Below are 23,781 nucleotides of genomic sequence, written 5' to 3'. Positions count from 1 at the left end.
TTTTAAAAGTTTTTCGCATCTGGTTTATTAAACCCGTACGATTCGAAGAAGGCTTCTCTGAATTCAAGAAGCTGATCCTCCAGAATCGCCGATCGGACACGCTTCATTAATTTTATCAAAAAATAAAGATTATGGTAAGTCGTTAAACGAAATCCGAATGTTTCATTGGCTTTGACCAAATGACGAATATAAGCTCTTGAATACGAACGGCACACAGAACAGTCGCAATGTTCGTCGATCGGCCGGAAATCATGGGCATACTTCGCATTGCGGATCACCAGGCGGCCGTGTTCCGTCATACAGGTTCCATTGCGGGCAATGCGCGTCGGAAGCACGCAGTCGAACAGATCGATTCCGCGGATGACTCCGTCGATCAGTGAGTCCGGAGAGCCGACACCCATCAGATATCTTGGCTTATCCACCGGGAGAAACGGGGTTATGTAGGCAATCATGTCGTTCATCGTTTCCTTCGGTTCGCCGACGGACAAACCGCCGATCGCATATCCGGGAAAATCAAGAGAGGTTAAATCGGCCGCCGACTGTTTCCGCAGGTCTTTATAGTTGCCGCCCTGGACAATGCCGAAGAGCGCCTGCCGCTCCGGATGCCCGTTCGCCGCCAGGCAGCGCTCCGCCCAGCGGCTCGTCCGGGCAGCCGATTCCTTCATATAGTCATAAGCACATGGATACGGCGGACATTCATCAAACGCCATCATGATATCCGAGCCGAGCGCATTCTGAATGGCCACAGATTTTTCAGGTGTGAGAAAGAGCTTTTCTCCGTTCAGATGGCTGCGGAAATGCACGCCTTCTTCCGTTATATCTCTCAGTTTGCTTAAACTGAAAACCTGGAAGCCGCCGGAATCGGTCAGAATACCCCGATCCCAGTTCATGAACCGGTGCAGTCCGCCGGCTTCTTCCACGATCTCCTCACCGGGTCTGAGCCAGAGGTGGTATGTGTTGCTCAGGATCACCCCGGCGCCTATTTCTTTCAGCTCACGGGGACTCATCGTCTTGACCGTGGCCTGTGTTCCGACCGGCATGAACATCGGCGTTTCAAAGGTGCCGTGAGGCGTGTGCAGCCTGCCGAGCCGCGCGCCGGTATGTTTTTCCGTCTTAATCAGTTCATACGTTACCGCTGCGCTCATCTTGTTTTAATTCCTTCCTCAATAAACATGGCGTCACCGAAACTGAAGAAACGGTATTTCTCCTGAACCGCCTCGTGATAGGCCTTCAGAATAAAATTTCTGCCGGCAAAAGCGCTGACAAGCATAATCAAGGTTGATTTCGGCAGGTGAAAGTTCGTGATCATGGCATCGATTGCTCTGTATCGATAGCCGGGATAAATGAAAATATCGGTCCATCCGGAAGCCTCACGGAATTCGCCGCCGAATTTAGCCGTGATCGTCTCCAATGTGCGGATGACTGTCGTTCCGCAGGCGATGACGCGTTTTCCTTCCTGCCTCGCCCGGGTCAGCGTGTCCGCCGCCTCTTTCGTCATCTGGTAAAATTCCGAATGCATCGTGTGTTCTTCTATTTTGTCCACTTTGACCGGTCTGAATGTGCCGAGTCCGACATGCAGTGTAATAAAAACGATGTGGATGCCTTTTTTTTCGATTTCTGCAAGCAGCTGCTTTGTAAAATGGAGACCGGCCGTCGGTGCGGCAGCCGATCCGCGGTGTTTCGCATATACCGTCTGATAAAGATCAGGATCGTCCAGTTGTTTTTTAATATAGGGCGGCAGCGGCATTTTCCCAAGTTCCTCCAGCACTTCATAGAAAATGCCTTCATAATGAAAAGTCACGATCCGCCGTCCTTCATCGAGTTCCTTCGTGCAGACAGCTTCAAGTCTGCCGCCGCCGAATTGAATATGTATGCCCTCATGTACCCTCTTTGCCGGTTTTGCCAGGCATTCCCACGAATCCCCCTCCGTCTGCTTCAGCAGGAGCAATTCGATTTTGGCGCCTGTATCCTCTTTATATCCGATCAGCCGGGCGGGAAGCACTTTCGTATCGTTCAGAACCAGGCAGTCGCCGGGATTCAGATAATCAATGATCTCGCTGAAATGGCGGTGTATGATCCGGTCCTTATTCGGATTAATCACCATCAGCCGCGATGCCGCCCGGTCCTTAAGCGGCGTCTGAGCGATCAGCTCCTGGGGCAGTTCATAATCAAAATCTGAAACATCCATGTTTTTTATGCACTCTCTTTCCATTAGCGAAAATGATTCATGACGTAAAAAATCAGTGATAAAACCAGACTGATGACGATACAGGTAACAATGGGGAACATAAACGTGACATTTCCCTTTTTAATAAAAATATCGCCGGGAAGACGGCCGATCAACGGCCAGCAAAGCCCGATCACAAACAGCACGGCGCCTGTAATCATCAAAAATCTGCCTAAGTCTCCCATGGCGGTCAGCTTTCCTTTTCTATATTAAAATATTGATAAGCATGATCGGTAGCGACCCGGCCCCTCGGCGTTCTCTGAATAAAACCGATCTGGAGCAGATAAGGCTCATAAACGTCTTCGATTGTGTGCCGCTCCTCTCCGACAGACGCCGCAATTGTGTCCAGTCCGACCGGCCCGCCGCCGAATTTGCCGATGATGCTCATAAGCAGCTGATGATCGACCCGGTCCAGTCCCATCTCGTCCACCTGGAGACGCTCCAGCCCGATCCGGGCCGCGTTTCGGTCAATGACCCCGTCCAGCTCAACCTGGGCAAAATCCCGGATTCTCCTCAGAAGACGATTGGCAATACGCGGCGTTCCTCTTGAGCGGCGGGAGATCTCATCACAGGCCTCTTCGTCAATTTCGGTGCCGAGAACAGACGCCGTCCGCCTGACAATGAGCGCCAGCTCGGAGGGGCTGTAATATTGCAGCCTGCTGATCACGCCGAAACGGTCGCGGAGAGGGGGCGAAAGATAGCCCGCCCGCGTCGTGGCGCCGATAAGCGTAAAGGGCGGCAGATTCAGGCGGACCGAATGCGCCGTATCGTCCCTGCCGACGACGATATCCATACAGAAATCTTCCATTGCCGGATAGAGTACTTCCTCGACGTGACGGCTCAGGCGGTGGATCTCATCGATAAACAGAACATCGCCCGGCTGAAGCGACGACAGCACCGCGGCCAGATCTCCCGGCCTTTCGAGAGCGGGGCCCGATGTCGTCCGGATGCCGGCACCCATTTCAGCGGCAATAATCATCGCCAGAGTCGTTTTGCCAAGACCGGGAGGGCCGTACAGCAGCACATGATCGAGCGGCTCGTTGCGCTCTTTGGCGGCCTTTATGAAGATTTCCAGATTTTTTTTTATGGCCTCTTGGCCGATGTAATGCTCCAGATCCGACGGACGGATCGATTTTTCGATTCCTTTATCTTCAGCGGTTAATTCACTCGCAAGCAGCCGGTTTTCTTCCACGGTCTTCACTCTCCCCTCTTATGCCTTCATCATCAAGCGAAGGGCCTCTTTAAGATAATTTTCTGCCGACAGATCCTGCTTTTTTAGTATGGGAATCAGACGGCCGATTTCTTTGTCCGAATATCCGAGCGTTTTTAAAGCGTCCAGAGCTTCCGTCAACGGATGATTCCCGTTTTCCGAAGAACTTTCTTCTTCATCGGCGCTTCCATCCTGTACGGCAAAATCATTCAGTTTTCCTTTCAAATCCAAAACAATCTGTCCGGCCGTCTTCCTGCCGACTCCCGGAAACCGGGTCAGATAATGCTCATCTTCCGCTTCGATAGCCTGTATGATCCGTTCCGGATGATCCGAAGCCAGAATGGCCAGCGCACTTTTCGGTCCGATGCCGGAAACGGTCAGCAGCCTGACAAAAAGCTCGCGTTCCTCACGTGTCTTAAAACCGTACAATACGTTGGCATCTTCACGAAGGTACTGAAACAGATAAAGGGTGGCCTCATGATTCAGCAGCGGCTGATAGCTGAACGGATTGGCACAGACAATCCGGTAGCCGATGCCCCCCTGCTCAAGAACAATACCGTTTCCGGAAAGATACGTCAGCAACCCCCGTATATAATCGAACACAAGCTTAGCTCCTCATCCGTCCATTTTTAAACATCCATACAGAAGTCATTCTTCTAATATGATAGCACAAGCTGCAGCCGGATCACAAAGATTGAAAAAAGATAAGGACATTCCCGACCGAATGTCCTCCGTAGTCCCGCTGCTTTGAAAAATATGCTTTCTGAATCATGCCTGGCACAATAAAAGAAATCAGGCCTCTTCCAGGTTGCTGTAAATGTCCTGAACATCGTCATTATTTTCCAGCGCGTCCATTAAAGCTTCCATTTTTTCAAGATCCTTGCCGGATAAGGCTGTTTTCGTCTTCGGAACCATCGCGATTTCAGCTCGGTCAATTTCATAACCTTTCTCTTCCAACACCCGTTTAACCTCTTCATGGCTCTCGGGAGCTGTCGTAATGATAAACGTTCCGTCCTCAGTCTTCATATCGTCCGCTCCGGCCTCGATGGCGTCCATCATGACCTGATCCTCATCCAGATCTTCCTTTCCCTCAATTTCGATCATGCCCTGCCGATCGAACATGAAGGCAACACTTCCCGATTCGCCGAGATTGCCGCCGCTTTTCGTAAAGGCATGGCGGATTTCCGAGGCCGACCGGTTGCGGTTGTCGGTCAGTACATCAATCATCACCGCAACGCCGCCCGGGCCGTATCCTTCATAGGTGATCTCAGCATAGGTCACCCCGTCAAGATTGCCGCTGGCCTTCTTAATTGCCCGGGCAATATTATCATTGGGCATATTGGCTTCCTTTGCCTTTTCAATAGCGTGCCTCAGACCCGCGTTCATATCCGGGTCGCCGCCGCCCCGCTTTGCCTCCGTGAAAATATCCTTGGACAATTTCATGAATGCCTTGCCCCGAATGGCATCCATTGCATTTTTTTTGTGCTGTATGTTATTCCATTTAGAATGTCCGGACATACTCTAATCCCCTTTCATCAATCCTCTATGATACCGTAGAAACCGGCGTGCTATAATGAAACCTATTTCCGTTACCATTATACATATTTTTTACCTTTAAAAAAAGGGCAGGGATTTCTCCCCGCTCCTTTGCTTCGCTGCGATTTTATTTAGTGTTATTTTGAAACGGACGCTTGACGGCTCTGGAAAGATCGTCAATGATTCCGACAACATCGGCACGTGCTTCACGCATTCCCTTTCCAGCATTGAAATTCGCTTCAACCGCCGTAATCCTCTGCACGTAACGATTGTCGGTCGACACATAAACCGATCTCTTTCCGGCAAGCGATCGGACAGCAGACACAATTTCTTTTCTTAACTTTGCCGTATCCGTCCGGCCCCGGTCGGGGACCGCTCCGATGACAACGCTGTCGTTTGTCACGATAACGTGGGCCTGAGCGATTCCTTTGACGGTCTTCGCCTTATTGGCAATCTTTTTGGCCAGTTTCCGATCCGACTGAACATTCAAATGATTAGCCGGATTTGTCCGGGTCGTCGCGTTGTAATTGGTCGGAGCCGAAGTGATTGGATTCGGAGTAACTGCGGCATTCGGACTGTAGCGATCCACCCGATAATTGATGTCGCGCGGTGCATTCGGATTGTAGTTCGCGGCATTATCCGCCCGGCACCCGGAAAAAATACCGGTTGCCATGAGCATAATGCCCAGTGCGCTCATTGCTTTTTTCAATATAAAAACCTCCCTTCACAAAATTATCATGTGTGATGGGAGCGGGTTTTACGCTTATGAATTTTTACCGTTAAATTTACATATTTTGTAAAATAGCTCTGCTTTATTTCTTTTTTTGCGGCACGTTCGGCGGCCCTTGCTGGTAAGCCGGCGCTGCCGCGGCATTATGGGTCACCGGCTGCGGAGGCTGATTCCCTCCGTAATAGCTGACGGGCGGCGGGCCGAACGGCGAATAGGGCGGATAAAGCGACGGATCGGCAGGTCCGCCGCATCCACAGGGCGGTCCCGGTTTTTTAAAACCCGGCATATAAGGAAACGGATAGCCGGCGATTGCTGACGGATCATACGGGATTGCTTTACCCGCTTTCGGGAAAGCCTGAAGCGGCGGGCCTTGTTCCTGAAACGCAGGCGCGGTCACCGGACCCGGCATCTGAGGATTCGTCCACGGTGAAGCTGCCGGATTCGGAGCACCGGAACCTGTTGCCGGCGTGTACGGCTGATCCACCTTTATGGGCTGTTGCGAAAATAAAGAAGGACTCACTTGCGGCGCCGGACCCTTCACCGGTTTCGCCGATTGGCCCTGCACCGCAGGATGATACGGCTTTGCGGCATTTCCATTTACTGCCGGAGCGTACGGGTTCACCTGTGAAGCCGGATTAATTGCCGGATTCTCAACCGGTTCGGGCGAATAATACGGATTCGGAGAAACCTGTGAAGCCGGGTTCAGCGGATAATACGGAGCCGTCTGTGCCAGCGGGCCGGCAGGATTTTCCGGATAGCCCGGGGCGGCGGATGCCGGATAATACGGACTCGAGGGACTTTCCTGATAAGCCGGACCCGGAGGATAGTACGGAGCCATTTGCGGCGCCGGGCCGGCAGGAATACCCGGATAGCCCTCCGGGGCAGCAGAAGCATAAGGCTGTTTTCCGGCAGCTGCCGACGGTGCGGCCGCGGCCGGCTGATTCCAGTAGCCCGACATCTCTCCGGTCATCGGATACTGGCTTTCCTTTGGATAAAATACTTTTGAAAAATCCGTTTCTTGCGCCGCCTTAACCGCGATTCCTTCGCTTTTTACGGCGGCGGGAGCGGCCGGTTTTTTCACACTTTGAACATTCGACGGGGTTACATTCATTTTCTGAGAAGCGGCAGGCGCTTTCGGCTTGGCAATCGGCGCGGCAGCCGGCTTCGGCTGATTCTGAGCGGCTGCCTGTTTCTGCGGGGGCTGTGCTTTCAGCGGCTGCTTCGTCTTTTCCGAACGGATTTCCTGCTCCGAAAGTTTTAAAGGCTGCTTGCCGACAGCCACTTTTACTTTCATTCCCTGAACCATTCTTTCGTCTGTCAATCCTGTATTCATCTTTCTGAACTCATCAACGGTCATACCGTGTTTGCGCGCAATTTCCGCCATCGTGTCGTCTTTTTGAACAACATACAATTTCACGGTTTCCATCCCTCCTGTGAAAGTCATTCTATATATATGGCACGGCTGGGCGTTTTGCCACTCTTTACCGAAAAGAGCGTTCGCCCGGAAAAGGCGCGATGCCTTTATTCTTCGTCCGGCCGTGGACGGCGCGCGGCGTGCAGAATTCCCGAAAAATGATTATAATGAAAAACAAACAATGATTGCGGAGTGTTAACCATGGCCCAGACAAAAGTGAAACGCCGATCCGGGAACGAACGGCGAAAAATGATTCTTGAACGTTTACGGCAATCATCGGAGCCGGTCACGGGAAGCGAACTGGCCGAACAGATGAATGTCAGCCGCCAGGTCATCGTTCAGGATATCTCCCTGCTCAAGGCGAAAGAATATCCGATTATAGCGACGTCGCAAGGATATCTTTTCCTGGCAAAACCGCAATCGGAAATGAAGACACGGACGATTGCCTGCAGGCATACCATGCAGCAGACGGAAAATGAGCTGAATCTGATCGTCGACTGCGGCGTGACGGTTGTCGACGTCACTGTCGAGCATCCGTTTTACGGGGAAATCACCGGCTCTCTGATGATCCGCAATCGGATGGATGTCGACCGTTTTATCGGCAAGATGAAACAGACAGGTGCGGCGCTACTTTCATCGCTGACGGGCGGCGTCCACCTGCACAGGTTGGAAGCCCTTTCGAATGACCGCCTGGATGCTGCCGTCCGTTTATTAAAAAAAGCGGGTTATTTACTATAACCCGCTTTTTTGCCGGAAGCGGGCGGATCTTGCGGACCCGCTCGTTTCCGGCAGGAAATCAATCTGTATATTCAAATTCATAGTCCAGGATGCGAACCGTGTCGCCTTCCTCGACTCCTTTTTTCCGCAGGGCGTCATCCACCCCCATGCTGCGCAGCTGCCTTGCGAAACGACGAATCGCTTCATCATGATGAAAATTCGTCATTTTGAACAGCAGCTCCACTTTCGGACCGGACACATTAAAGATCCCGTCTTTATCTTTCGTGATCATAAAAGGTTTCTCGGGCTGTTCCGGCCGGTAAACAGACGGATGTTCCTCCTTATGCGCGTCCTCAAGCGGAAACGGCGGTGTTTTTTCAATCAGCTCGTAAACTTTATTCATCAGTGTACCCAGGCCGGAACGGGTCACGGAGGAAACCGGGCAGACAGGAATATTTTTTCCGATTTTCCCGACAAAACGGTCCAGATTTTTTTGTGCCTCCGGCATATCCATTTTACTTGCGGCGACGATCTGCGGGCGTTCGAGCAAACGCCACTGATAACTTTTCAATTCCTCATTTATTTTTTTAAAATCTTCATACGGATCCCGTCCCTCGCTGCCCGACATATCGACAACATGAATAATCACCCGCGTCCGTTCAATATGACGCAGGAACTGATAGCCGAGTCCCGCACCCTGGCTCGCGCCTTCGATCAGTCCCGGCAGATCGGCAATGACAAAGCTCTGCCCTTCCCCAAGAGCAACGACGCCCAGATTGGGAACGAGCGTTGTAAAATGATAAGCGGCAATTTTCGGTTTCGCAGAGGTAACTGCAGCGAGCAATGTCGATTTCCCGACGCTCGGAAAGCCGACTATGCCGGCGTCTGCAAGCAGCTTCAGTTCAAGCCGGATCTCCCGTTCCTCGCCGGGCTCGCCATTCTCCGAGATGTAGGGAGCCGGATTGGCCGCCGTCGCAAAACGGGAATTGCCTCTGCCGCCTCTTCCCCCTTTCGCAACGACCGCCTGCTGCCCGTTTTCAGTCAGGTCCGCAAGCATTTCGCCCGTCCGGCTGTCGTGAATGATCGTTCCCGGGGGAACAAGCACAGTCAGATTTTTCGCGTTCCTGCCGTACTGATTTTTCGGCTTGCCGTTCTCCCCTCTTTCCCCTTTGAAATGACGCTTGTAACGGAAATCCATCAGCGTCCGCAAGCCTTCGTTTACTTCAAAAACGACATCCGCTCCTTTTCCGCCGTCCCCGCCGGCCGGACCGCCGTCGGGCACATATTTTTCGCGCCTGAAGGCAACCATTCCATTACCGCCGTCTCCGCCTTTGACGTACACGGTTACTTGATCGACAAACAAATGACCCACCTCGTCCTTCCACCGACACGGCTATTTGTTATATAGTGTTTGACCCATTCCAGCGATTGATTCAGTTTTATTGCCATAAGCTTTTCCTCCGCTTCCCTTGCATCGGCCAGTTTTCCCGTATGTACGATTTGAATGTCTACCTCCGGGTCCCCGGTCTCAAAGCGGATTTTGACAAAATTATCCGTCGTTTCCAGGTCCTGCTCTTCAAAAAGAAAAAGCAGTTCCTGAAAAAACTCCGTCAGCGCCTGATCGTGCCGCCCAAGATTTTTCTCGGGACCGTCAACTTCAAGAGAAAGCTGAAACGGATGAGAAGCCCAGCCGTAGGTTATAAGAAAAAAGGTGCATTTGGGAATCTGCAGATGAGAGAGACGGGCCTGATTCCGTAGATAATCCGTCATCCGGTCCATGACCGAATTCGCTTTCTCCGGCTGCCGCATATAAAGATAGCCTTTGATCAGCTGCAGATCGTTGAGCAGCACATGTCTGGCAGAACCGATCAATTTGACTCCCGTCTTTTCATCAAACATTGGCTTCTCGCCCTCCCCGGCCATACCTTGCCCTTTAGTATAACAGAAAAAACGGGTCACCGGATAACCCGAGCCCATGATCGCTCTCCGTATAATCCGTCGGCGCATGAACGCTGTACCCACAGGCCCGATAGGAAGGCACTCCCGGTTCGTCTTAAACTCGGAAAGAATCGCCTCAGGATCGAGGGGGCATCCCGGATAGGGTCGGAAGCCTCATAGTCTCCATTCGGAAGACCTCGCCCGGACTGATCCCCGGATGAGCCGCAGACATGCTCACAGAGACAGATAAAGAAGGATCATGCCGGTCAGCTTCAATTCTTCTGTACAAAAAACAGCGGGCGATCTTTGCACACGCAAAAAACACCCGCCGTTTCATTATATTGATTCTCTTTGGGGCCCTGTCAGGCCGTCAACCATAGAGCAGCGCAATCACGCTTCCTTAACGGCTTCTACCGGATAAACACTGACCCTCTTGCGGTCATGGCCGAATTTCTCAAATTTCACAATTCCGTCTGCTTTGGCAAACAACGTATCGTCTCCGCCGCGGCCGACATTTGTACCCGGATAAATCTTCGTACCGCGCTGACGGAACAGGATGGAACCGCTCGTTACAAGCTGGCCGTCCGCCCGCTTGGCGCCGAGACGCTTTGAGATCGAATCGCGCCCGTTCTTTGTGCTGCCGACACCTTTTTTAGATGAAAAGTACTGCAGATCAAGTTTCAGCATGTCCGGCACCTCCCTCATCATGAATTTTTATATAATCTCCGTAAGACGTTTCAATTGTCTTCATGGACACGAGCATCGCTTCCAGAATCAGCTGCGTTTTATTCCGGACATCCTCTGCGGCATCTTCAGGACAAGTGCATTCCAGAAAACCGCCCTGTTCCGCCTGACGTACTTTCATTCTGGTCCCCGTCAGCGACTCGACGGCATTTAAAGCACCGAACGAAACGGCGGAAACTGCCGCGCAGACAAGGTCATAACCATAAGGCCCGCTGCCGGCATGTCCGGTTAATTTAAAAGCAGTAATTTCCCGCTTACGATTGCGATCGACCGTCAGGATGATCATATTTCTCACCCTTACGCGTTGATCTTTTCAATCGTGACTTTCGTAAACGGCTGACGATGCCCCTGTTTGCGGCGGTAATGTTTTCTCTTCTTGAATTTGAAGATAATGATTTTTTTGTCACGGCCCTGTTCAACGACTTTAGCAGTGACACTGGCACCTTCCACCGTCGGAGCCCCGACTTTAATCTCCTCGCCGCCGATGAAAAGCACCTTGTCAAAAGTCACCGTATCGCCGGCTTCAGCCGCAAGCTTTTCAACAACAATCGACTTGCCTTCTTCAACCTTCAGCTGTTTTCCGCCCGTTTCAATGATTGCGTACATTCGAATGCACCTCCTTTATGATCTCAGACTCGCCAAAACAAGGCAGCCCCGAGGCTTTTAGTAAATGCCAAAAGACACCGGCCGTGCAGCAGGTTGCCGCACGTTTTTTTCTTCCTTCCGTCCTTTGGACAGGAATGCTTTTACCTTTTTTGTGCGGTTGGAGCGAGAGGCTCCCTTTCTGTCATTTTTAAACATGACAGAGGCATTTTATCACAGTTTTCCGTGTTTTGTCAACGATATTCTTCCTGTCTCTGCCGTTCGATCACGCGGTCCATTAATCCGTACCGCCGCCTCTTTCTCGTCAGTTCAACCAATCCAAGTTTTGTATAGCCGAAAATCTTTACAGTGGCCGGATCGTCACGAACCGCGGCTTTCAGATATTCCAGGACTTTCTCCCGGCTGCTGCTGTCGTTCAGATGCAGAAAATCAACGACAATCATGCCGCCTATTTCTCTGAGCCGAAGCTGTCTGGCAATCTCACGCGCGGCCGACCGGTTAATATCCAGAGCCGTGGCCTTCCATCCTTGCCGGAACGGCGCCGATCCGGAGTTCACATCGATCGCCGTCAGTGCTTCGGTGTAATCAATGATCAGCGACGCGCCGCCGTGAAGCGGGACAAGCGGACGCAGCGACGCCTCAAAAACGCCGTTTAGATTATGCCGGGCAAAGAGATTGTTCCCGTCCGGCTGATAGTTGACCGATACATGATCCGGGAGGCCGGTATCATCAAGAAGCAGATTGGTGTAGACAGTACAGGACGCCGGAAAATGATTTTCGTTTAAAATCCAGGCGATAAAGGACAGCTGCCGTCTGATTAACCCGGGGCGGTTCATCCGGCCGCCGTCTTCACTGATTTTTCTCCATCGTGCTTTAAGTTTCTGGAACTCATTATGAAGCCGGCCGACATCCATCCGTGCACCCATTGTCCGTACAATCGCACCTTCGGGAGAAACGCACCATTCCGAGGCCCGTTCCCGAAAAAGATCGCGATGTTCGCTGATTTTATGTGAAACAGCGATATAGCGGCCGAAGGGCAGATAAATAATTCCTTTGCCGATGATCTGAATCTGTTCCGTGAGCCCTGCCGTTTTCCCGGCACTCTCCTCTTTTTCAATCTGGACGATGCGGAATTCTCCGGGCTCCGGCTGACGGCGGGATACGATCTTATTGGCGGGCAGGAATCCGCTCCGCCCGTGTCCCAGGTCCATGAACCAGCCCACCTGGCGAAGCCGGTCGCCGGTTACTTTCCCCAGACAAATATCGCCCGCGCCGACCTGTCGCGAAAACGGCCGGAAATAAAAAGAGAGCACATCGTTATTTTTCAGAAAAGCGGCACGAACGCCCTTTTCTTCTTTATCAACAACAATTGTATAGCTTTCTTCACGCACAGAATCACCTTTTCTCCCGCCCTTTCAGATAATTATCGCAAAAATCGGGAGCAGGCGCAATGCATCCGGCATTCGGGCAATCATTCAGGCACGTATTCATCGATGGTCGTCCCCGCGGAAAGCCCGCTGAAATAAGCGGTGGCCAGAGCCTTTCCGTCGATCGTTTTTCGGATGTTTCCTTCAACTTTTATCCGGTGTTCGGAATTCTTGTAAAACTTCAAAAGAACGGCGGGAATCGGCATGTCCGGTTGAACCATCAGCGTCCTGACTTTTGAACACGGCCTTTTTCTGCGCGAAACAGCCAGCAGAAAACGAAGAAAACGAAAGGAAAGGATACGGCGTTCATTATAAAGAGACACTAAAATAAACAGAATAACAACCCACAAGTTCGCTGAAAACGGGAAAAAATACAAAATAATCAGGCTGAACAAAATCAGTGACACCAGCGAGAACAGAAGCACCTTTTCATACGCCGGTTTGAACGGGACATTTTTCTGCAGAAATAGATGAAGCAGCCTGCCGCCGTCCAGGGGCCAGATCGGCAGCATGTTGAAAAACAGCAGAGCGTTGTTCTGATCGATAAACAATTGATGCATGGTTCCGTTCCAGAACGGCAGCGCGGACAGGACCGGAGAAAGGAGAGGCAGCCAAACATGCTGAAGCGGCCCGGCCAGGACAACCAGGCACTCCTGTTTAAAAGAATGCTCCTCCTCTTCATCAATTTTGGCTACGCCGCCAAAGGGCAGCAGTTCGATCGAGGTGAGATGCCAGCCGAAGTAAAGAGCTGCAGCAGCATGTCCGCACTCATGAATCAGAACAAGGGTAAAAGCGATCGCCGTTTCCCAAAAGCGGCCCGTCACAATTCCTGCCGCAATGACCAGCCAAAACAACGGGTGAATTCTGATTTTCTTTGAAATCAGAAAATTAATCAAAAGACATCACCTGGATAGGATCGATAAACTTCTGTCCTTTCTTCAGAGCAAAATAAAACGTTCCCCGCTTGCCGCTGCCGCCTGTCGTTCCTATTTTCTGACCCTGTTTGACAAAATCATAAACCTTGACATTAGCCTGATTCAGCTCCCCGTACCATGATTCGTCACTGTTCTGATGCTGTATAATAACCGTCTTGCCTATTTTGCTTTTCTGGCCGACGAACACGACCAATCCGTCCTTAGCGGCTTCGACGGTCGAATTCGGCGACGTCGAAACCGTAATCCCGTTTGTCTGTTTATTAAAATGATCCTGCAGCTGGCCGGTCACCGGTTCGGCAAAAGCGCCGTTCTTACTATTGGAAGAAGATCCGGAAGCTGTCTGATTCCCTTTATTTCCGTTTAATAAATCGGGAAGAAAACTGATGGGCTGCCCCAGATTTTTTTCATACCAATCGGAGACGGCAGTGAACTGAAATTCCTGAGTCAGCGCCGTTACAATAGATTGTTTGGCGGGAAGCAGACGTGCGTTCTTATTCTGTTCAATCCAATAGACCGATGAGAAAAGGAGAGCGGAGATCAGGCTCTGGATCAGCAGACGACGGGCAAGTGACACGGACCGGCGCCGATCTTTTCCGGTGCCCGGCGACGGACCGTACCGGTCGTAAGGGCTGCCGAGATCGCGTACCGGCGGCAGTCCGGACGGACGTATCGTCTGAAGGGTTCTCCTGCTTCGTTCCCGATGCCTTCTTCGATATTCATCGTAACCATTCATTTCCTTCTTCCTTCCCGCTTGTCCTTTTTTAAACATTTTATGCGGCTCCGGAAGAATTATGATCGTTCAGAAATAACCGCGGCAGAATCCGTTCTTCGAACCCGTCCGATTCTCAGTTTTCTAATGACGGATGCATGAAAAAACCGCTGCCGTTTTCGGAAAAGATCTTCCCATGGCAGCGGTTTCGCTACATTCGCTGATTATCCCCGTTTATCTCATACCGAGCAAACTTTTGAACTTATGAAGAAACCCGCTTTTTTCTTCAATGACCATTAAAGGAACGGTTTCGCCGAGAATGCGCCGCCCGATGTTGCGGTAGGCCTGCGCCGCCTTTGAAGAAGGGTCGAGGGCAATCGGTTCCCCTTTGTTTGCCGAAGAAATCACATTCTCATCATCCACAACAATGCCGAGCAGATCAATAGCCAGAATATTCATGATTTCGTCAATATCAAGCATTCCTCCGCTTCTAATCATGTGCTGACGGATGCGATTTATAATTAAGCGCGGGGGGGTGATTCCTTTTTCCTGTTCCAGCAGGCCGATGATTCGATCCGCATCACGGACCGACGATATTTCGGGAGTCGTAACTACAATCGCATGATCCGCACCGGCCACTGCATTCTGAAAGCCGCGTTCGATGCCGGCCGGGCAGTCGATGATCACGTAGTCAAAGTCCGCTTTCAATTCATCGACCATCTTTTTCATTTCCGAAGGCTTTACAGAATTTTTATCTGTTGTCTGCGCAGCCGGAAGCAGATCAAGGCAGTCAAAACGCTTGTCTTTTACGAGCGCCTGATTTAATTTGCACCGCCCGTAAGCCACATCGACAAGATCGTAGATGATACGGTTCTCAAGTCCCATAACGACATCTAAATTACGCAGACCGATATCTGTATCCACAAGGCACACCTTTTTGCCCTGCAGCGCCAGAACCGTCCCGATATTTGCAGATGTTGTTGTCTTGCCGACACCGCCCTTGCCCGAAGTTATAACGATTGCTTCCCCCATAGTTAACACCTCTCTACTTTATAAAGATTTAAGGTTTCGTAAGCAATAAAGACAAATGCCTTTTTTTCAAAACAGTGTGGAGACGGTCGATCACGATCTTGTCGACAGACGAATCAAGATAAGCGCACTCCAGCACGTGGTCGTTTTTCATTTCATTAGCGGGCTCTTCCTCGGTTCTGCTGATGACCCGCCCGATTTTCAACTGTGTCGGCTGCATGATCGAAGCCGCGATCACCGCATTCCGCTCATTTCCCTGCGTTCCTGCAACGGCGATTCCTCGAAGTGCCCCGAGCACAAAAATATTGCCGGTCGCCGAAACAACGCCTCCCGGGTTCACATCGCCGATCAGCAGCAAATCGCCCTCTACCGAGAGAACCTGACCTGACCGGATCATTCTCGCCACAGAAACAATTTTTTCTTTCGACTTTTCCGCTTCAAATTCTTCACGTGTCAGCACATTGGACTGAATATCATCAACTTTCAGGTGATCAAACGAGCGGATGATCGCCGTCAGTTCCGAACGCTGGGATTCGCTGATGTAGCGGTTTCCGACCTGGACCTTGACCGAAGTCACGGGGCCTTCCCTGTAAAGATGCTGATTAACCGACAATTTTTCTTTTAATTCCTGAAGCAGCGCTTCATAGGCGCAGGCATCGTCCATGACCAGTACAAGCCCGTCTTTTCTTCCTTTCATCGTGACAAGAGACTGTCTGACTGACATCGGGATTTTTCACCTCGATATGATTGAATTCAATAAGAAGTACAGGAAATCCTTCTTTTAACCATTCCGCTTCAGATGAAAGCGGAGAGCCGGCATTCTATTTATTTTCCAGCTTGGTCATGCCTTGCAGAAAATGATGGAACGGATAATAGATTACTAACGCGAAAGCAGCATTGAGCAGGAACGTCGCCGGAAGGCGCCACCGAAGAAAATCGAGCGGCGGCTGAGCAGTCAGCCCGATCGCCAAATAGATCAGATACACCTCGGCCTGAAGCAGGCAGACGCCGAGTCCCGCCAGCAGCACAACAGTCATCGTATTCAGATTCAGCCAGCGGGCGGCGGAAGAAACCAAATAGACGGCCAGTGTCATGCTGAATGCATAGACCCCGATCACCGATGTATAGACGAGATCGGTCAGTAAGCCGAAGAAAACGGCATATCGCATCGCCAGACTGCTTCCGGCAAAAAAAGAAATCATAAGCAGAGCAACAAACAAAAAATCAGGAACAATCTGAACAGACTTCCAGATTGTCCCGATTGGAAGGCGGGTCAGAATCGTTCCCTGAATAAGAAAAAGCAGAAATAAAATAATAAAAAGTTTCAGCTGTTTCAATTAAGTGTCCCTCCAGAACCAGGCGTTTTCGCCTTTCGCTCAATAATGACGACAGAAGTCAGGTCATTGAGATTTGCAGAAGGTTTCACCTCGGCAGCTTTTGTCAGGCCGTATTGATCCGTCGAAACAGAAGTCACGGTGCCGATCAATAAACCGGCGGGATACATGTCACTAAGTCCGGATGTGGTGACAATCTGGCCTTTTTTTATGTTTGAACTGAGTGGGATTTTCTGAAACAAAAGCCGCCCCTTCGTCGCGTCGAATCCTTCAATCATTCCGTAAATTTTTGTATTCTGAATGATTGCGGAAATTTGATTGACATTCTGATTATCGGAAATAAGGGAAATTTCGCTGGTAAAATTCCCTGTCCGGGAGACCGTGCCGATCAGTCCGCCGGGAGCGACCACCGGCATTCCGGTACGGATTCCGTCAATCCGGCCTTTATCTACCGTCACAATCTGATTCCATTGATCGTAGGAACGTCCGATCACAAGAGCTGTATGCTTTGTATAATCGAAAAGATCGGCACTGTTTTCTATTTTCATCAGTTTCTTCAAGTCATTGTATCTCTGGGTAATATCCCTGTTCTCCTGTTCGACCCGCGCATAGTCGGCCAGGTCCGCCTTCAGTTTCTGATTCTCTTTATACGCATTGCTGATATCACCGACATTCTGAAAGAAACCCGCTGCATATTGAGCGGGCACATTCATCACATATTGAAACCATCCTACCGTGTCCTGCACAAATTGTTCCGGCCATGACGATTTGGTTCCCTGCCTGAACGAGTAACTGATCAGCACAATCAAAACGACAAGGCTTGCAAGAAGAACAATCAGTTTTTTGTTTGAAAAAAATGAAGGCATGAATACACCTGCTCAGTCGTTACATTGATTTTCAGAGTTATTTTCTGCTTGAGGATGCGGTTATCCTCGATTTTGAACGAAAAAGATGCAGATTTTCCAAGGAACGGCCGGTACCGATGGCTACGCAGTCCAGAGGGTTCTCCGCAACCACCACCGGCATCTTGGTCTCGTCGCTCAGCACATGATCGAGATTGTTCAGGAGCGCACCGCCGCCCGTCAGTACAATGCCTCTGTCCATGATATCCGCCGCAAGTTCCGGAGGCGTTTTTTCAAGTGTCACTTTCACAGCCTCAATAATCTGATTTACTGTATCCTTCAGCGCCGAGGCAACCTCTTTCCCCGTGACTTCAATGGTTTTCGGCAGTCCTGTTAAAAGATCGCGCCCGCGTATTTCCATCGAAGTGCTTTCGATCTCATCGGAATGGCCGGCCGAGCCGATCTGAATTTTTAAATTTTCCGACGTCCGTTCACCGATCATCAGATTGTACGTCTTCTTAATGTATTGAATAATCGCTTCGTCCATATCGTCTCCGGCAACCCGGATCGACTGGCTGGTGACGATGCCGCCCAGTGAAATGATTGCGACTTCCGTCGTTCCGCCGCCGATATCGACCACCATACTGCCGGTCGGTTCCCAGACCGGGAGATCCGCACCTACTGCGGCGGCAAAGGGTTCCTCAATCGTATACGCTTCTCTTGCGCCTGCCTGTTTGGTGGCATCTTCCACCGCCCGCTTCTCCACAGCCGTAATTCCCGACGGTACACAGACCATCACATTCGGCCTGCGCGAAAACATCGAGCGCTGTTTCTGCGCCTCATTGATAAAGTATTTCATCATGGTTGCCGTCGTATCGAAATCGGCGATGACGCCGTCTTTCATCGGACGGACGGCGACTATATTGCCGGGTGTTCTGCCGATCATATTTTTAGCGGGGCTGCCGACAGCCTCGATAACTCCCGTATCTGTATGCAATGCTACAACGGACGGCTCTCTGACAACGACACCCTTTCCTTTAACGTAAACCAGCGTGTTCGCTGTTCCGAGGTCTATCCCCATATCCTTTGAAAATCCGCCAAACATCTATGTAATCTCCCTTCAACTTGCGAAACTCATAACATTAATTATATATTAGTTATTCTTAAAAACATAGAGCTACATCATACCTTTTTGCTTAAGGCTGACAAATTTTCGATCTCCGATCACGATGTGATCAAGCACGTCAACGCCTAATATTCTCCCGCATGAAACCAGCCTCTTTGTAACCTCAATATCTTCCCGGCTCGGCGACGGATCGCCGCTCGGATGATTGTGAAAGCAAATGATCGCTGCCGCCGAACGCCTGACCGCTTCTTTGAACACCTCGCGGGGATGGACAATCGACGAGTTAAGGCTGCCGATGAAGATCGTTGTTTTATGAAGGACCTGGTTTTTGGTGTTCAGAAAAAGGGCGATGAAATGCTCCTGTTTCAGCACCCGCATTTCTTCCATAACAAAATTGGCCCCGTCTTCAGGGGAACGAACGGTATAGTGCGCTTCGGTGCGCAGCCGGGCCATACGCCTGCCCACTTCAAAACTGGCGAGCAGCTGAACCGCTTTGGCCGTCCCGATGCCCCGGACCTTTCTCAGTTCTTCAACGCTGGCGTCCCTCAGAAGATCCAGCCCTTCGAAATGGCTGATGAGCCGTTCCGAAAGCCGGAGCACCGACTCGTTTTTGGTCCCCGATCGGAGGATAATGGCCAGCAGTTCCCGGTTCGACAGCGAATTTGCTCCCTCGCGGATCAGCCGTTCTCTCGGCCGCTCCTCATTCGGTACATCTTTCATCATCACGTGTTCACTCATCGATCGATTCTCCCTCCGCCAGGCAGATTGCCTCCTTCCCCGGCAATCCGTGCCGCTGCTGTTTGGTTCTAACATACCTCTTCCGGCAGATTCCTGCAGAGAGAAAAATATGGAAAAAGATCATTTCTATCGCTGTCTTTATCTATTTTCGACGGGATTTTCTCATTTATGACAATATAATTCAAAAACATGTCTTATTACTTATTTCCAGTTCGGATCATTCTTTTCCGATCAGATCGCGATATGACATAATTGCCTCGAGAAGAGACTGCTGGTAGCTGTTAAAAGTCGCGCCCGTTCCCTTTGCCCGCATCGCACGCGCCCTGCTCGCAGCCGTATTAACGCTCTTCTGAAAATTAACGGCCGTTTGCCTGTTGCTGCCGCTTAAGGCACCGGCGGCCGGCAGTTTCCAATCTTTAAGAAGCCTGTCCATTTGGGCAACTGCTTGACTGGAAGGGAAAAACCGATTGCCGGCGGCTTCTTCCGAGATCTGAAGCAGCTCCTGTACCAGAGCCCTGCCGCGAGCGGCAAAAGAAGCCGTGCGGCTGTCCTTTAAGACTGCCGGATTCGCTGATGCACTGAACTGAACGTTTTTCTGGTATACCGGTATCCCCTGATTTTTAAAATATCCGGCTAATTTTGCGGCCCCGGAAGCCGTCGAAGCGGCACTTATGAAAATATCCGCATTGCCCTGGTTAAAAGTGACGGCTGCTACGCCTTCATTTCTGAGCCGCGACGCAGCCTGTCCGGCGGCCGTCTGCGTTGTATAGACGCCTGTCTGAACTACGTAGACGGAAAGGGCGAGGCTCCGCTGTGTAAGGGGAGAAGAAAGCGATGACCCCGCAGTCGATGAACGAACGGTCCCGGACGTCCAGGCTGCCTGTTCCGGCCGGTTCTGCCCGGTAAAAACAAGCAGCATTGACAGGCCGATTGACAGGCCGACAATAACGGCCGCCGCCGCCGGAAGCCAGAAGTATCTGACCGTATAAAGCGTTCCGCGGATCGCTCTTCGGCCCGGAAGCCAATTTGTTTTCCTCCGGCCGAACATGCGCCCGATATGAAAGTAAGGTTCAGTCCGATTTGCCTTATGATGCTTATATATGCTGTCGTCTCTATCGGCAGTATCCGGATTCTTTGGAAAGGCACGGCTCCAGTCCAAATCTTTTTCTTTATCCGCAGCCGTTTCCCGCTTTGCCCATTCTTCAAGCGTATGCTTTTCTCCATTGAACCGAATGATTACCTGCGGCGACTTTTTTTTCTGATCGTCCAAATCCATTTCTCCTTTCGTCGAGACGGAAAACAGGATTTCTTCCGATAAAGGATAGCATAGAGCAGACAAAAAAGGACGAGACCTATGTCGTCTCGCTTCCTTTTTTTTTCGCTGTTATTTTACAGAATACGCTCATTCATCCTGTACATCCAGTCTGATCAAATGCTCCTGAATTTTGACAATTCCTTAGATGATCGTCGCGATTATTCGCAAATGAACGGCCGCTGCCGGTTTTAAAAAACGGATTAAGTTCCGATGATTACACGTATTGTCCTAAAAATGTTAATTGATGCCGGCACGTTGCTGACGGATGGAGCCTTTTACCGATGATTGCCCGGCTGCACGGCCCGTAAACAGAGGGAGGCCGGCTTTTTCGTTCGCTATTTCGCGGGAAATAGCTTCCGGGTGCAGAGAAGATTGTAAAACAAAGTCGATGGCCGTCGAACAAAAAAGCGCCACAATTTTCACTGCTTTCTTCGATCCAGTTAAGATCCGGCATCAGCCAATACAAACGCTATACTATACAGATAACGGATCCGCTCGGTACGTCCGGTGGAAGGATTCAAAAATGAATGATGGGTATGGGTAAATGATGGGTAGCAGAGAAATGATTCGAATGTATCATCGCGTTATAACTAAATCAAAGACCTTAATATTACTATGAAACGGCCCGTTAAACAAAGCGGGCGACGCGGTTTTTCCCCTTGCGCTTAGCGCCGGCATACATCGCATGATCGGCATTGTTAATCAGTTCCGTCGGATCTTCGGCATCCAGGGGTGCGGTCGACGTCCCCAGACTGATCGTAATTCTGATCTGCTTGTAACGGCGTTCATTCTCAATATAGATCATGAAGGGTTCGGAGGCGACCGCCTGCCGGATCGATTCCGCCATCGCAAAGCAGAGATTCTGATCCATTTCCGGCAAAATAACCGTAAATTCCTCCCCTCCATAACGGGCAATGATCCCTTTGTTCCCAACCGTCCTGCGAAGCCTGTCGGCAACGCCGATCAGTACGGCGTTGCCGTTTTGATGACCGAATGTATCGTTCACCGCCTTAAAATTATCAATGTCCATCATGATAATGGAAAAAACCGCCGATGCAGGATCACTGAAAATACGCGTCAGCGCCTTCATCAGATATCTGTAGTTGTAAAGATCGGTCAGGGGGCACCTTTCGCTTTCTTTTTTCCGTATTTCAAAGTTACGGGCGTTTTCAAGTGCAATGGCGAGAAAGTCACCGATAATCTCTATACCGATGCGATTGGTCTTAGTGTAGGCTTTGTTCATGTCGGAAGCAAGGGTCAGGACACCGATGACCTGGTCGTGATATATCATCGGCACAGAAAGAAAAGACCGGGCGTTCCCTGCCGAAAGAGCCTGCAGAAAAGGATAGCTGCTTTTATTCTTCAGACCCATGACCGGTTTGCCTTCACGATATACATGAAGGCTGACATCGGCCTCCTTCTGAAACGGTATAAAATTTCCGCCGTCATCCCGCCGGTAAAGACGGACGATTTTCGGTTTATCAGGCTGCGCGTAACTGACAATGTACAAATAATCGGCCGGGATCATTTCAGGGACCCGATCAAAAAACAAATCAAGGACGTTTTCAGCTGAAAGCTCTCCCGTCAGCTTCTGCCCAAGATGGTTCACCTTTTGTAAAAAGCGGACCAGTTCCTGACTGCTGCTGATACTCCGGATGACCATCGACAAAGCGACCATCGGGATTGCAATAATAAACATCCCGGGCAGGCCTCTGATTGAATACATGTAGTAAAAAGCAATTCCGAGTGGCATCATCAAAAAAGTCGCGGCGATTTCCCAGACGCTGTCTCTTTCGATGACTTTTACTTTTCTCGTTCCGGGGAGAAACCAACTGCGATAAGAATATAAAAAAATCTCATTCACCACATAGGAAGCCAGATAATAACCAAAAACCGGGATAAGATTTACGGTGAGCAGACTGCTTCCTATTTCTTCTGTTCTTCCTCCAAGCCCGTAATAAGTGAGGGCAGCAGAGACGGAGACCGCAAGGAACATCAGAGAATTCAGAGGAATGCGATATATTTCGTTTCTGCCGATCCGTTGGGACAGCAAATAAACAAGGATGCCGAATTGTGTCATTAAGGCCTCGACAAACAGTCCGAAAATGAGGAACGCAGCAAGACCGATTCCCTGAAGAACAATAATATCCGTTCCTTTCACCTTGAAACTGAAAAGAGCGGTGATCATGAAAACAAGACCCACAGTGAGAATCGAGGAAACGGAATCGTTTTTCGGCGGATTAGCCACGTATATAAGCGGAAAAGAAACAGAAACCGTGACGAACCAGATCAGTCCTATCGCTCGTTCTCTTATTTTATTCAATCGCACTTCCCCCTTTTTTTGTCAAGATGTGCGATTCATTCCGATCAAACTCATACTTTTTGACTAAGTGTATTGTAACAAAATAATATAAATAATGGAAGGTTTTTCGAAACATCTGATTTTTCTTACTAAAAAAGGAGCCTTACAACCCGGACTAACAGGTTGCAAGGCTTTTCTTACTAAAAAACATTTGTATTCTCTTTATTCAGCGAATATACATTTTAAAAAGATAATTGAGGCGGCGTGCGCTCTGCCGGCAGCATCTGATTCGGCTCAACGGCACGTAACGGCCGTTAAACTCTGCATAACGACCGAAAATCCAGGCGCTCCGACCGTTAAAATAGAGACACGACCGTTAAACTGCTCCCAATGACCGTTAAATCGGCCAAAATGATCGATAAACTGCCTCTTATGGTCGATAAACTCTGTATAACGACCGAAAATCCGGGCGCTCCGACCGTTAAAATGGACACGACCGTTAAACTGCTCCTTGCAACCGTTAAATCGGCCAAAATGATCGATAAACTGCCTCTCATGGTCGATAAACTCTGCATAACGATCGAAAATTCGGGCGCTCCGACCGTTAAAATAGACACGACCGTTAAACTGCTCCTTGCAATCGTTAAATCGGCCAAATGGAGGCTCCTTCCGGCCAGATTTGCGGGTCTTCCGGCCAAATGAGCTCTTCTTCCGGCCGGATCAGCAAGTCTATCGGCCAAATGGGCTCTCCTTCCGGCCGGATCAGCGGGTCTTCCGGCCAAATAGGCCCTCCTTCCGGCCGGATTCACGGGTCTATCGGCCAAATGGGCTCTTCTTCCGGCCGGATCAGCAAGTCTATCGGCCAAATGGGCTCTCCTTCCGGCCGGATCAGCGGGTCTTCCGGC

The 23,781-nt window shown here is 50.4% G+C and carries 26 protein-coding genes and 1 other annotated feature; of the genes, 1 reads left to right on the top strand and 25 read right to left on the bottom strand.

Features of this window, described 5'->3' with window-relative positions:
* Positions 1 to 2 precede the first annotated feature (2 nt).
* The 8 genes from tgt to Q6A92_RS13025 all read right to left on the bottom strand — a co-directional run bounded on the left by tgt (position 3) and on the right by Q6A92_RS13025 (position 7,120).
* Positions 3 to 1,145: a tRNA guanosine(34) transglycosylase Tgt gene (gene tgt, locus Q6A92_RS13060; RefSeq protein ID WP_274398078.1), complete on the bottom strand. Its 1,143-nt coding sequence runs from the start codon at positions 1,143 to 1,145 to the stop codon at positions 3 to 5.
* Positions 1,142 to 2,188: a tRNA preQ1(34) S-adenosylmethionine ribosyltransferase-isomerase QueA gene (queA, locus tag Q6A92_RS13055; RefSeq protein WP_332238373.1), complete on the bottom strand. Its 1,047-nt coding sequence runs from the start codon at positions 2,186 to 2,188 to the stop codon at positions 1,142 to 1,144. Before queA ends, tgt begins: the two co-directional genes overlap by 4 nt.
* Positions 2,189 to 2,211: 23 nt before the next feature.
* Positions 2,212 to 2,412 carry a DUF2905 domain-containing protein gene (locus Q6A92_RS13050; RefSeq protein WP_274398080.1) on the bottom strand — a complete coding sequence of 67 codons (201 nt, stop codon included), beginning with the start codon at positions 2,410 to 2,412 and terminating at the stop codon, positions 2,212 to 2,214.
* Positions 2,413 to 2,417: 5 nt separating this feature from the next.
* Entirely contained in the window at positions 2,418 to 3,419 is a 1,002-nt protein-coding gene (ruvB, locus tag Q6A92_RS13045) for a Holliday junction branch migration DNA helicase RuvB (protein ID WP_274398299.1), read from the bottom strand.
* Positions 3,420 to 3,437: 18 nt separating this feature from the next.
* Positions 3,438 to 4,040 (bottom strand): Holliday junction branch migration protein RuvA, encoded by a 603-nt coding sequence (gene ruvA / locus Q6A92_RS13040; protein WP_274398081.1) that lies wholly within the window; start codon positions 4,038 to 4,040, stop codon positions 3,438 to 3,440.
* A 189-nt stretch (positions 4,041 to 4,229) separates the two neighbouring features.
* A complete protein-coding gene (locus Q6A92_RS13035) occupies positions 4,230 to 4,955 on the bottom strand; it encodes a YebC/PmpR family DNA-binding transcriptional regulator (protein WP_274398082.1) in 726 nt (241 codons plus the stop codon).
* 145 nt (positions 4,956 to 5,100) lie between these two features.
* A complete protein-coding gene (locus tag Q6A92_RS13030) occupies positions 5,101 to 5,682 on the bottom strand; it encodes a YhcN/YlaJ family sporulation lipoprotein (protein ID WP_332238372.1) in 582 nt (193 codons plus the stop codon).
* Positions 5,683 to 5,785: 103 nt separating this feature from the next.
* Entirely contained in the window at positions 5,786 to 7,120 is a 1,335-nt protein-coding gene (locus tag Q6A92_RS13025) for a LysM peptidoglycan-binding domain-containing protein (RefSeq protein ID WP_332238371.1), read from the bottom strand.
* Positions 7,121 to 7,318: 198 nt separating this feature from the next.
* Between Q6A92_RS13025 and Q6A92_RS13020 the strand changes: the two genes are divergently transcribed.
* Positions 7,319 to 7,855, top strand: a complete 537-nt coding sequence (locus tag Q6A92_RS13020) for a transcription repressor NadR (protein ID WP_274398085.1) — start codon at positions 7,319 to 7,321, stop codon at positions 7,853 to 7,855.
* A 58-nt stretch (positions 7,856 to 7,913) separates the two neighbouring features.
* Here the strand turns inward: Q6A92_RS13020 and obgE are convergent, their stop codons facing one another.
* The 17 genes from obgE to Q6A92_RS12935 all read right to left on the bottom strand — a co-directional run bounded on the left by obgE (position 7,914) and on the right by Q6A92_RS12935 (position 23,616).
* The gene (gene obgE / locus Q6A92_RS13015) at positions 7,914 to 9,197 is read right to left on the bottom strand and encodes a GTPase ObgE (protein WP_274398300.1); all 1,284 of its coding nucleotides are present in this window, start codon (positions 9,195 to 9,197) and stop codon (positions 7,914 to 7,916) included.
* Positions 9,179 to 9,733: a Spo0B C-terminal domain-containing protein gene (locus Q6A92_RS13010; RefSeq protein WP_274398086.1), complete on the bottom strand. Its 555-nt coding sequence runs from the start codon at positions 9,731 to 9,733 to the stop codon at positions 9,179 to 9,181. Before Q6A92_RS13010 ends, obgE begins: the two co-directional genes overlap by 19 nt.
* 429 nt (positions 9,734 to 10,162) lie before the next feature.
* Positions 10,163 to 10,459, bottom strand: coding sequence for a 50S ribosomal protein L27 (gene rpmA / locus Q6A92_RS13005; protein WP_274398087.1), 297 nt, complete (start codon positions 10,457 to 10,459; stop codon positions 10,163 to 10,165).
* The gene (locus tag Q6A92_RS13000) at positions 10,446 to 10,802 is read right to left on the bottom strand and encodes a ribosomal-processing cysteine protease Prp (RefSeq protein WP_332238370.1); all 357 of its coding nucleotides are present in this window, start codon (positions 10,800 to 10,802) and stop codon (positions 10,446 to 10,448) included. Before Q6A92_RS13000 ends, rpmA begins: the two co-directional genes overlap by 14 nt.
* An 11-nt stretch (positions 10,803 to 10,813) precedes the next feature.
* Entirely contained in the window at positions 10,814 to 11,122 is a 309-nt protein-coding gene (gene rplU / locus Q6A92_RS12995; RefSeq protein ID WP_274398089.1) for a 50S ribosomal protein L21, read from the bottom strand.
* Between the two features lie 15 nt (positions 11,123 to 11,137).
* Positions 11,138 to 11,291: a sequence feature (ribosomal protein L21 leader region), on the bottom strand.
* 61 nt (positions 11,292 to 11,352) lie between these two features.
* Entirely contained in the window at positions 11,353 to 12,510 is a 1,158-nt protein-coding gene (locus tag Q6A92_RS12990; RefSeq protein WP_274398090.1) for a ribonuclease E/G, read from the bottom strand.
* 80 nt (positions 12,511 to 12,590) lie between these two features.
* Positions 12,591 to 13,442, bottom strand: coding sequence for a M50 family metallopeptidase (locus Q6A92_RS12985; protein WP_274398091.1), 852 nt, complete (start codon positions 13,440 to 13,442; stop codon positions 12,591 to 12,593).
* A complete protein-coding gene (locus tag Q6A92_RS12980) occupies positions 13,435 to 14,250 on the bottom strand; it encodes a M23 family metallopeptidase (RefSeq protein ID WP_332238369.1) in 816 nt (271 codons plus the stop codon). Before Q6A92_RS12980 ends, Q6A92_RS12985 begins: the two co-directional genes overlap by 8 nt.
* Positions 14,251 to 14,424: 174 nt before the next feature.
* Positions 14,425 to 15,222: a septum site-determining protein MinD gene (gene minD, locus Q6A92_RS12975; protein WP_274398093.1), complete on the bottom strand. Its 798-nt coding sequence runs from the start codon at positions 15,220 to 15,222 to the stop codon at positions 14,425 to 14,427.
* A gap of 28 nt (positions 15,223 to 15,250) precedes the next feature.
* Complete coding sequence (minC, locus tag Q6A92_RS12970) at positions 15,251 to 15,943, bottom strand: septum site-determining protein MinC (RefSeq protein ID WP_332238368.1); 693 nt, start codon at positions 15,941 to 15,943, stop codon at positions 15,251 to 15,253.
* Between the two features lie 97 nt (positions 15,944 to 16,040).
* Positions 16,041 to 16,556 carry a rod shape-determining protein MreD gene (mreD, locus tag Q6A92_RS12965; protein ID WP_274398095.1) on the bottom strand — a complete coding sequence of 172 codons (516 nt, stop codon included), beginning with the start codon at positions 16,554 to 16,556 and terminating at the stop codon, positions 16,041 to 16,043.
* A complete protein-coding gene (gene mreC, locus Q6A92_RS12960; protein ID WP_274398096.1) occupies positions 16,553 to 17,419 on the bottom strand; it encodes a rod shape-determining protein MreC in 867 nt (288 codons plus the stop codon). The genes mreD and mreC overlap by 4 nt, the downstream gene beginning before the upstream one ends.
* Positions 17,420 to 17,456: 37 nt before the next feature.
* A complete protein-coding gene (locus Q6A92_RS12955; RefSeq protein WP_274398097.1) occupies positions 17,457 to 18,500 on the bottom strand; it encodes a rod shape-determining protein in 1,044 nt (347 codons plus the stop codon).
* Between the two features lie 72 nt (positions 18,501 to 18,572).
* Entirely contained in the window at positions 18,573 to 19,259 is a 687-nt protein-coding gene (radC, locus tag Q6A92_RS12950; RefSeq protein WP_274398098.1) for a RadC family protein, read from the bottom strand.
* 217 nt (positions 19,260 to 19,476) lie between these two features.
* Positions 19,477 to 20,529 (bottom strand): hypothetical protein, encoded by a 1,053-nt coding sequence (locus tag Q6A92_RS12945; RefSeq protein WP_274398099.1) that lies wholly within the window; start codon positions 20,527 to 20,529, stop codon positions 19,477 to 19,479.
* 673 nt (positions 20,530 to 21,202) lie between these two features.
* Complete coding sequence (locus tag Q6A92_RS12940) at positions 21,203 to 22,903, bottom strand: sensor domain-containing diguanylate cyclase (RefSeq protein WP_332238367.1); 1,701 nt, start codon at positions 22,901 to 22,903, stop codon at positions 21,203 to 21,205.
* Positions 22,904 to 23,232: 329 nt separating this feature from the next.
* Complete coding sequence (locus Q6A92_RS12935; RefSeq protein WP_332238366.1) at positions 23,233 to 23,616, bottom strand: hypothetical protein; 384 nt, start codon at positions 23,614 to 23,616, stop codon at positions 23,233 to 23,235.
* Positions 23,617 to 23,781 lie beyond the last annotated feature (165 nt).

Origin of the sequence: Sporolactobacillus sp. KGMB 08714, assembly GCF_036598985.1 — a bacterium.
In the GTDB taxonomy this organism is placed as follows: domain Bacteria; phylum Bacillota; class Bacilli; order Bacillales; family Sporolactobacillaceae; genus Sporolactobacillus.
Note: the sequence above shows the minus strand (reverse complement) of the source record. Positions and strands in the feature narration are given on the sequence as shown.

Coding starts and splice junctions, on each gene's coding strand:
- tgt (WP_274398078.1), bottom strand. CDS start 1,145: ATGAGCGCAGCGGTAACGTATGAACTGATTAAGACGGAAAAACATACC.
- queA (WP_332238373.1), bottom strand. CDS start 2,188: ATGGATGTTTCAGATTTTGATTATGAACTGCCCCAGGAGCTGATCGCT.
- Q6A92_RS13050 (WP_274398080.1), bottom strand. CDS start 2,412: ATGGGAGACTTAGGCAGATTTTTGATGATTACAGGCGCCGTGCTGTTT.
- Q6A92_RS13035 (WP_274398082.1), bottom strand. CDS start 4,955: ATGTCCGGACATTCTAAATGGAATAACATACAGCACAAAAAAAATGCA.
- Q6A92_RS13020 (WP_274398085.1), top strand. CDS start 7,319: ATGGCCCAGACAAAAGTGAAACGCCGATCCGGGAACGAACGGCGAAAA.
- Q6A92_RS13010 (WP_274398086.1), bottom strand. CDS start 9,733: ATGTTTGATGAAAAGACGGGAGTCAAATTGATCGGTTCTGCCAGACAT.
- rpmA (WP_274398087.1), bottom strand. CDS start 10,459: ATGCTGAAACTTGATCTGCAGTACTTTTCATCTAAAAAAGGTGTCGGC.
- Q6A92_RS13000 (WP_332238370.1), bottom strand. CDS start 10,802: ATGATCATCCTGACGGTCGATCGCAATCGTAAGCGGGAAATTACTGCT.
- rplU (WP_274398089.1), bottom strand. CDS start 11,122: ATGTACGCAATCATTGAAACGGGCGGAAAACAGCTGAAGGTTGAAGAA.
- Q6A92_RS12980 (WP_332238369.1), bottom strand. CDS start 14,250: ATGTTTAAAAAAGGACAAGCGGGAAGGAAGAAGGAAATGAATGGTTAC.
- minD (WP_274398093.1), bottom strand. CDS start 15,222: ATGGGGGAAGCAATCGTTATAACTTCGGGCAAGGGCGGTGTCGGCAAG.
- minC (WP_332238368.1), bottom strand. CDS start 15,943: ATGTCAGTCAGACAGTCTCTTGTCACGATGAAAGGAAGAAAAGACGGG.
- mreC (WP_274398096.1), bottom strand. CDS start 17,419: ATGCCTTCATTTTTTTCAAACAAAAAACTGATTGTTCTTCTTGCAAGC.
- Q6A92_RS12955 (WP_274398097.1), bottom strand. CDS start 18,500: ATGTTTGGCGGATTTTCAAAGGATATGGGGATAGACCTCGGAACAGCG.
- radC (WP_274398098.1), bottom strand. CDS start 19,259: ATGAGTGAACACGTGATGATGAAAGATGTACCGAATGAGGAGCGGCCG.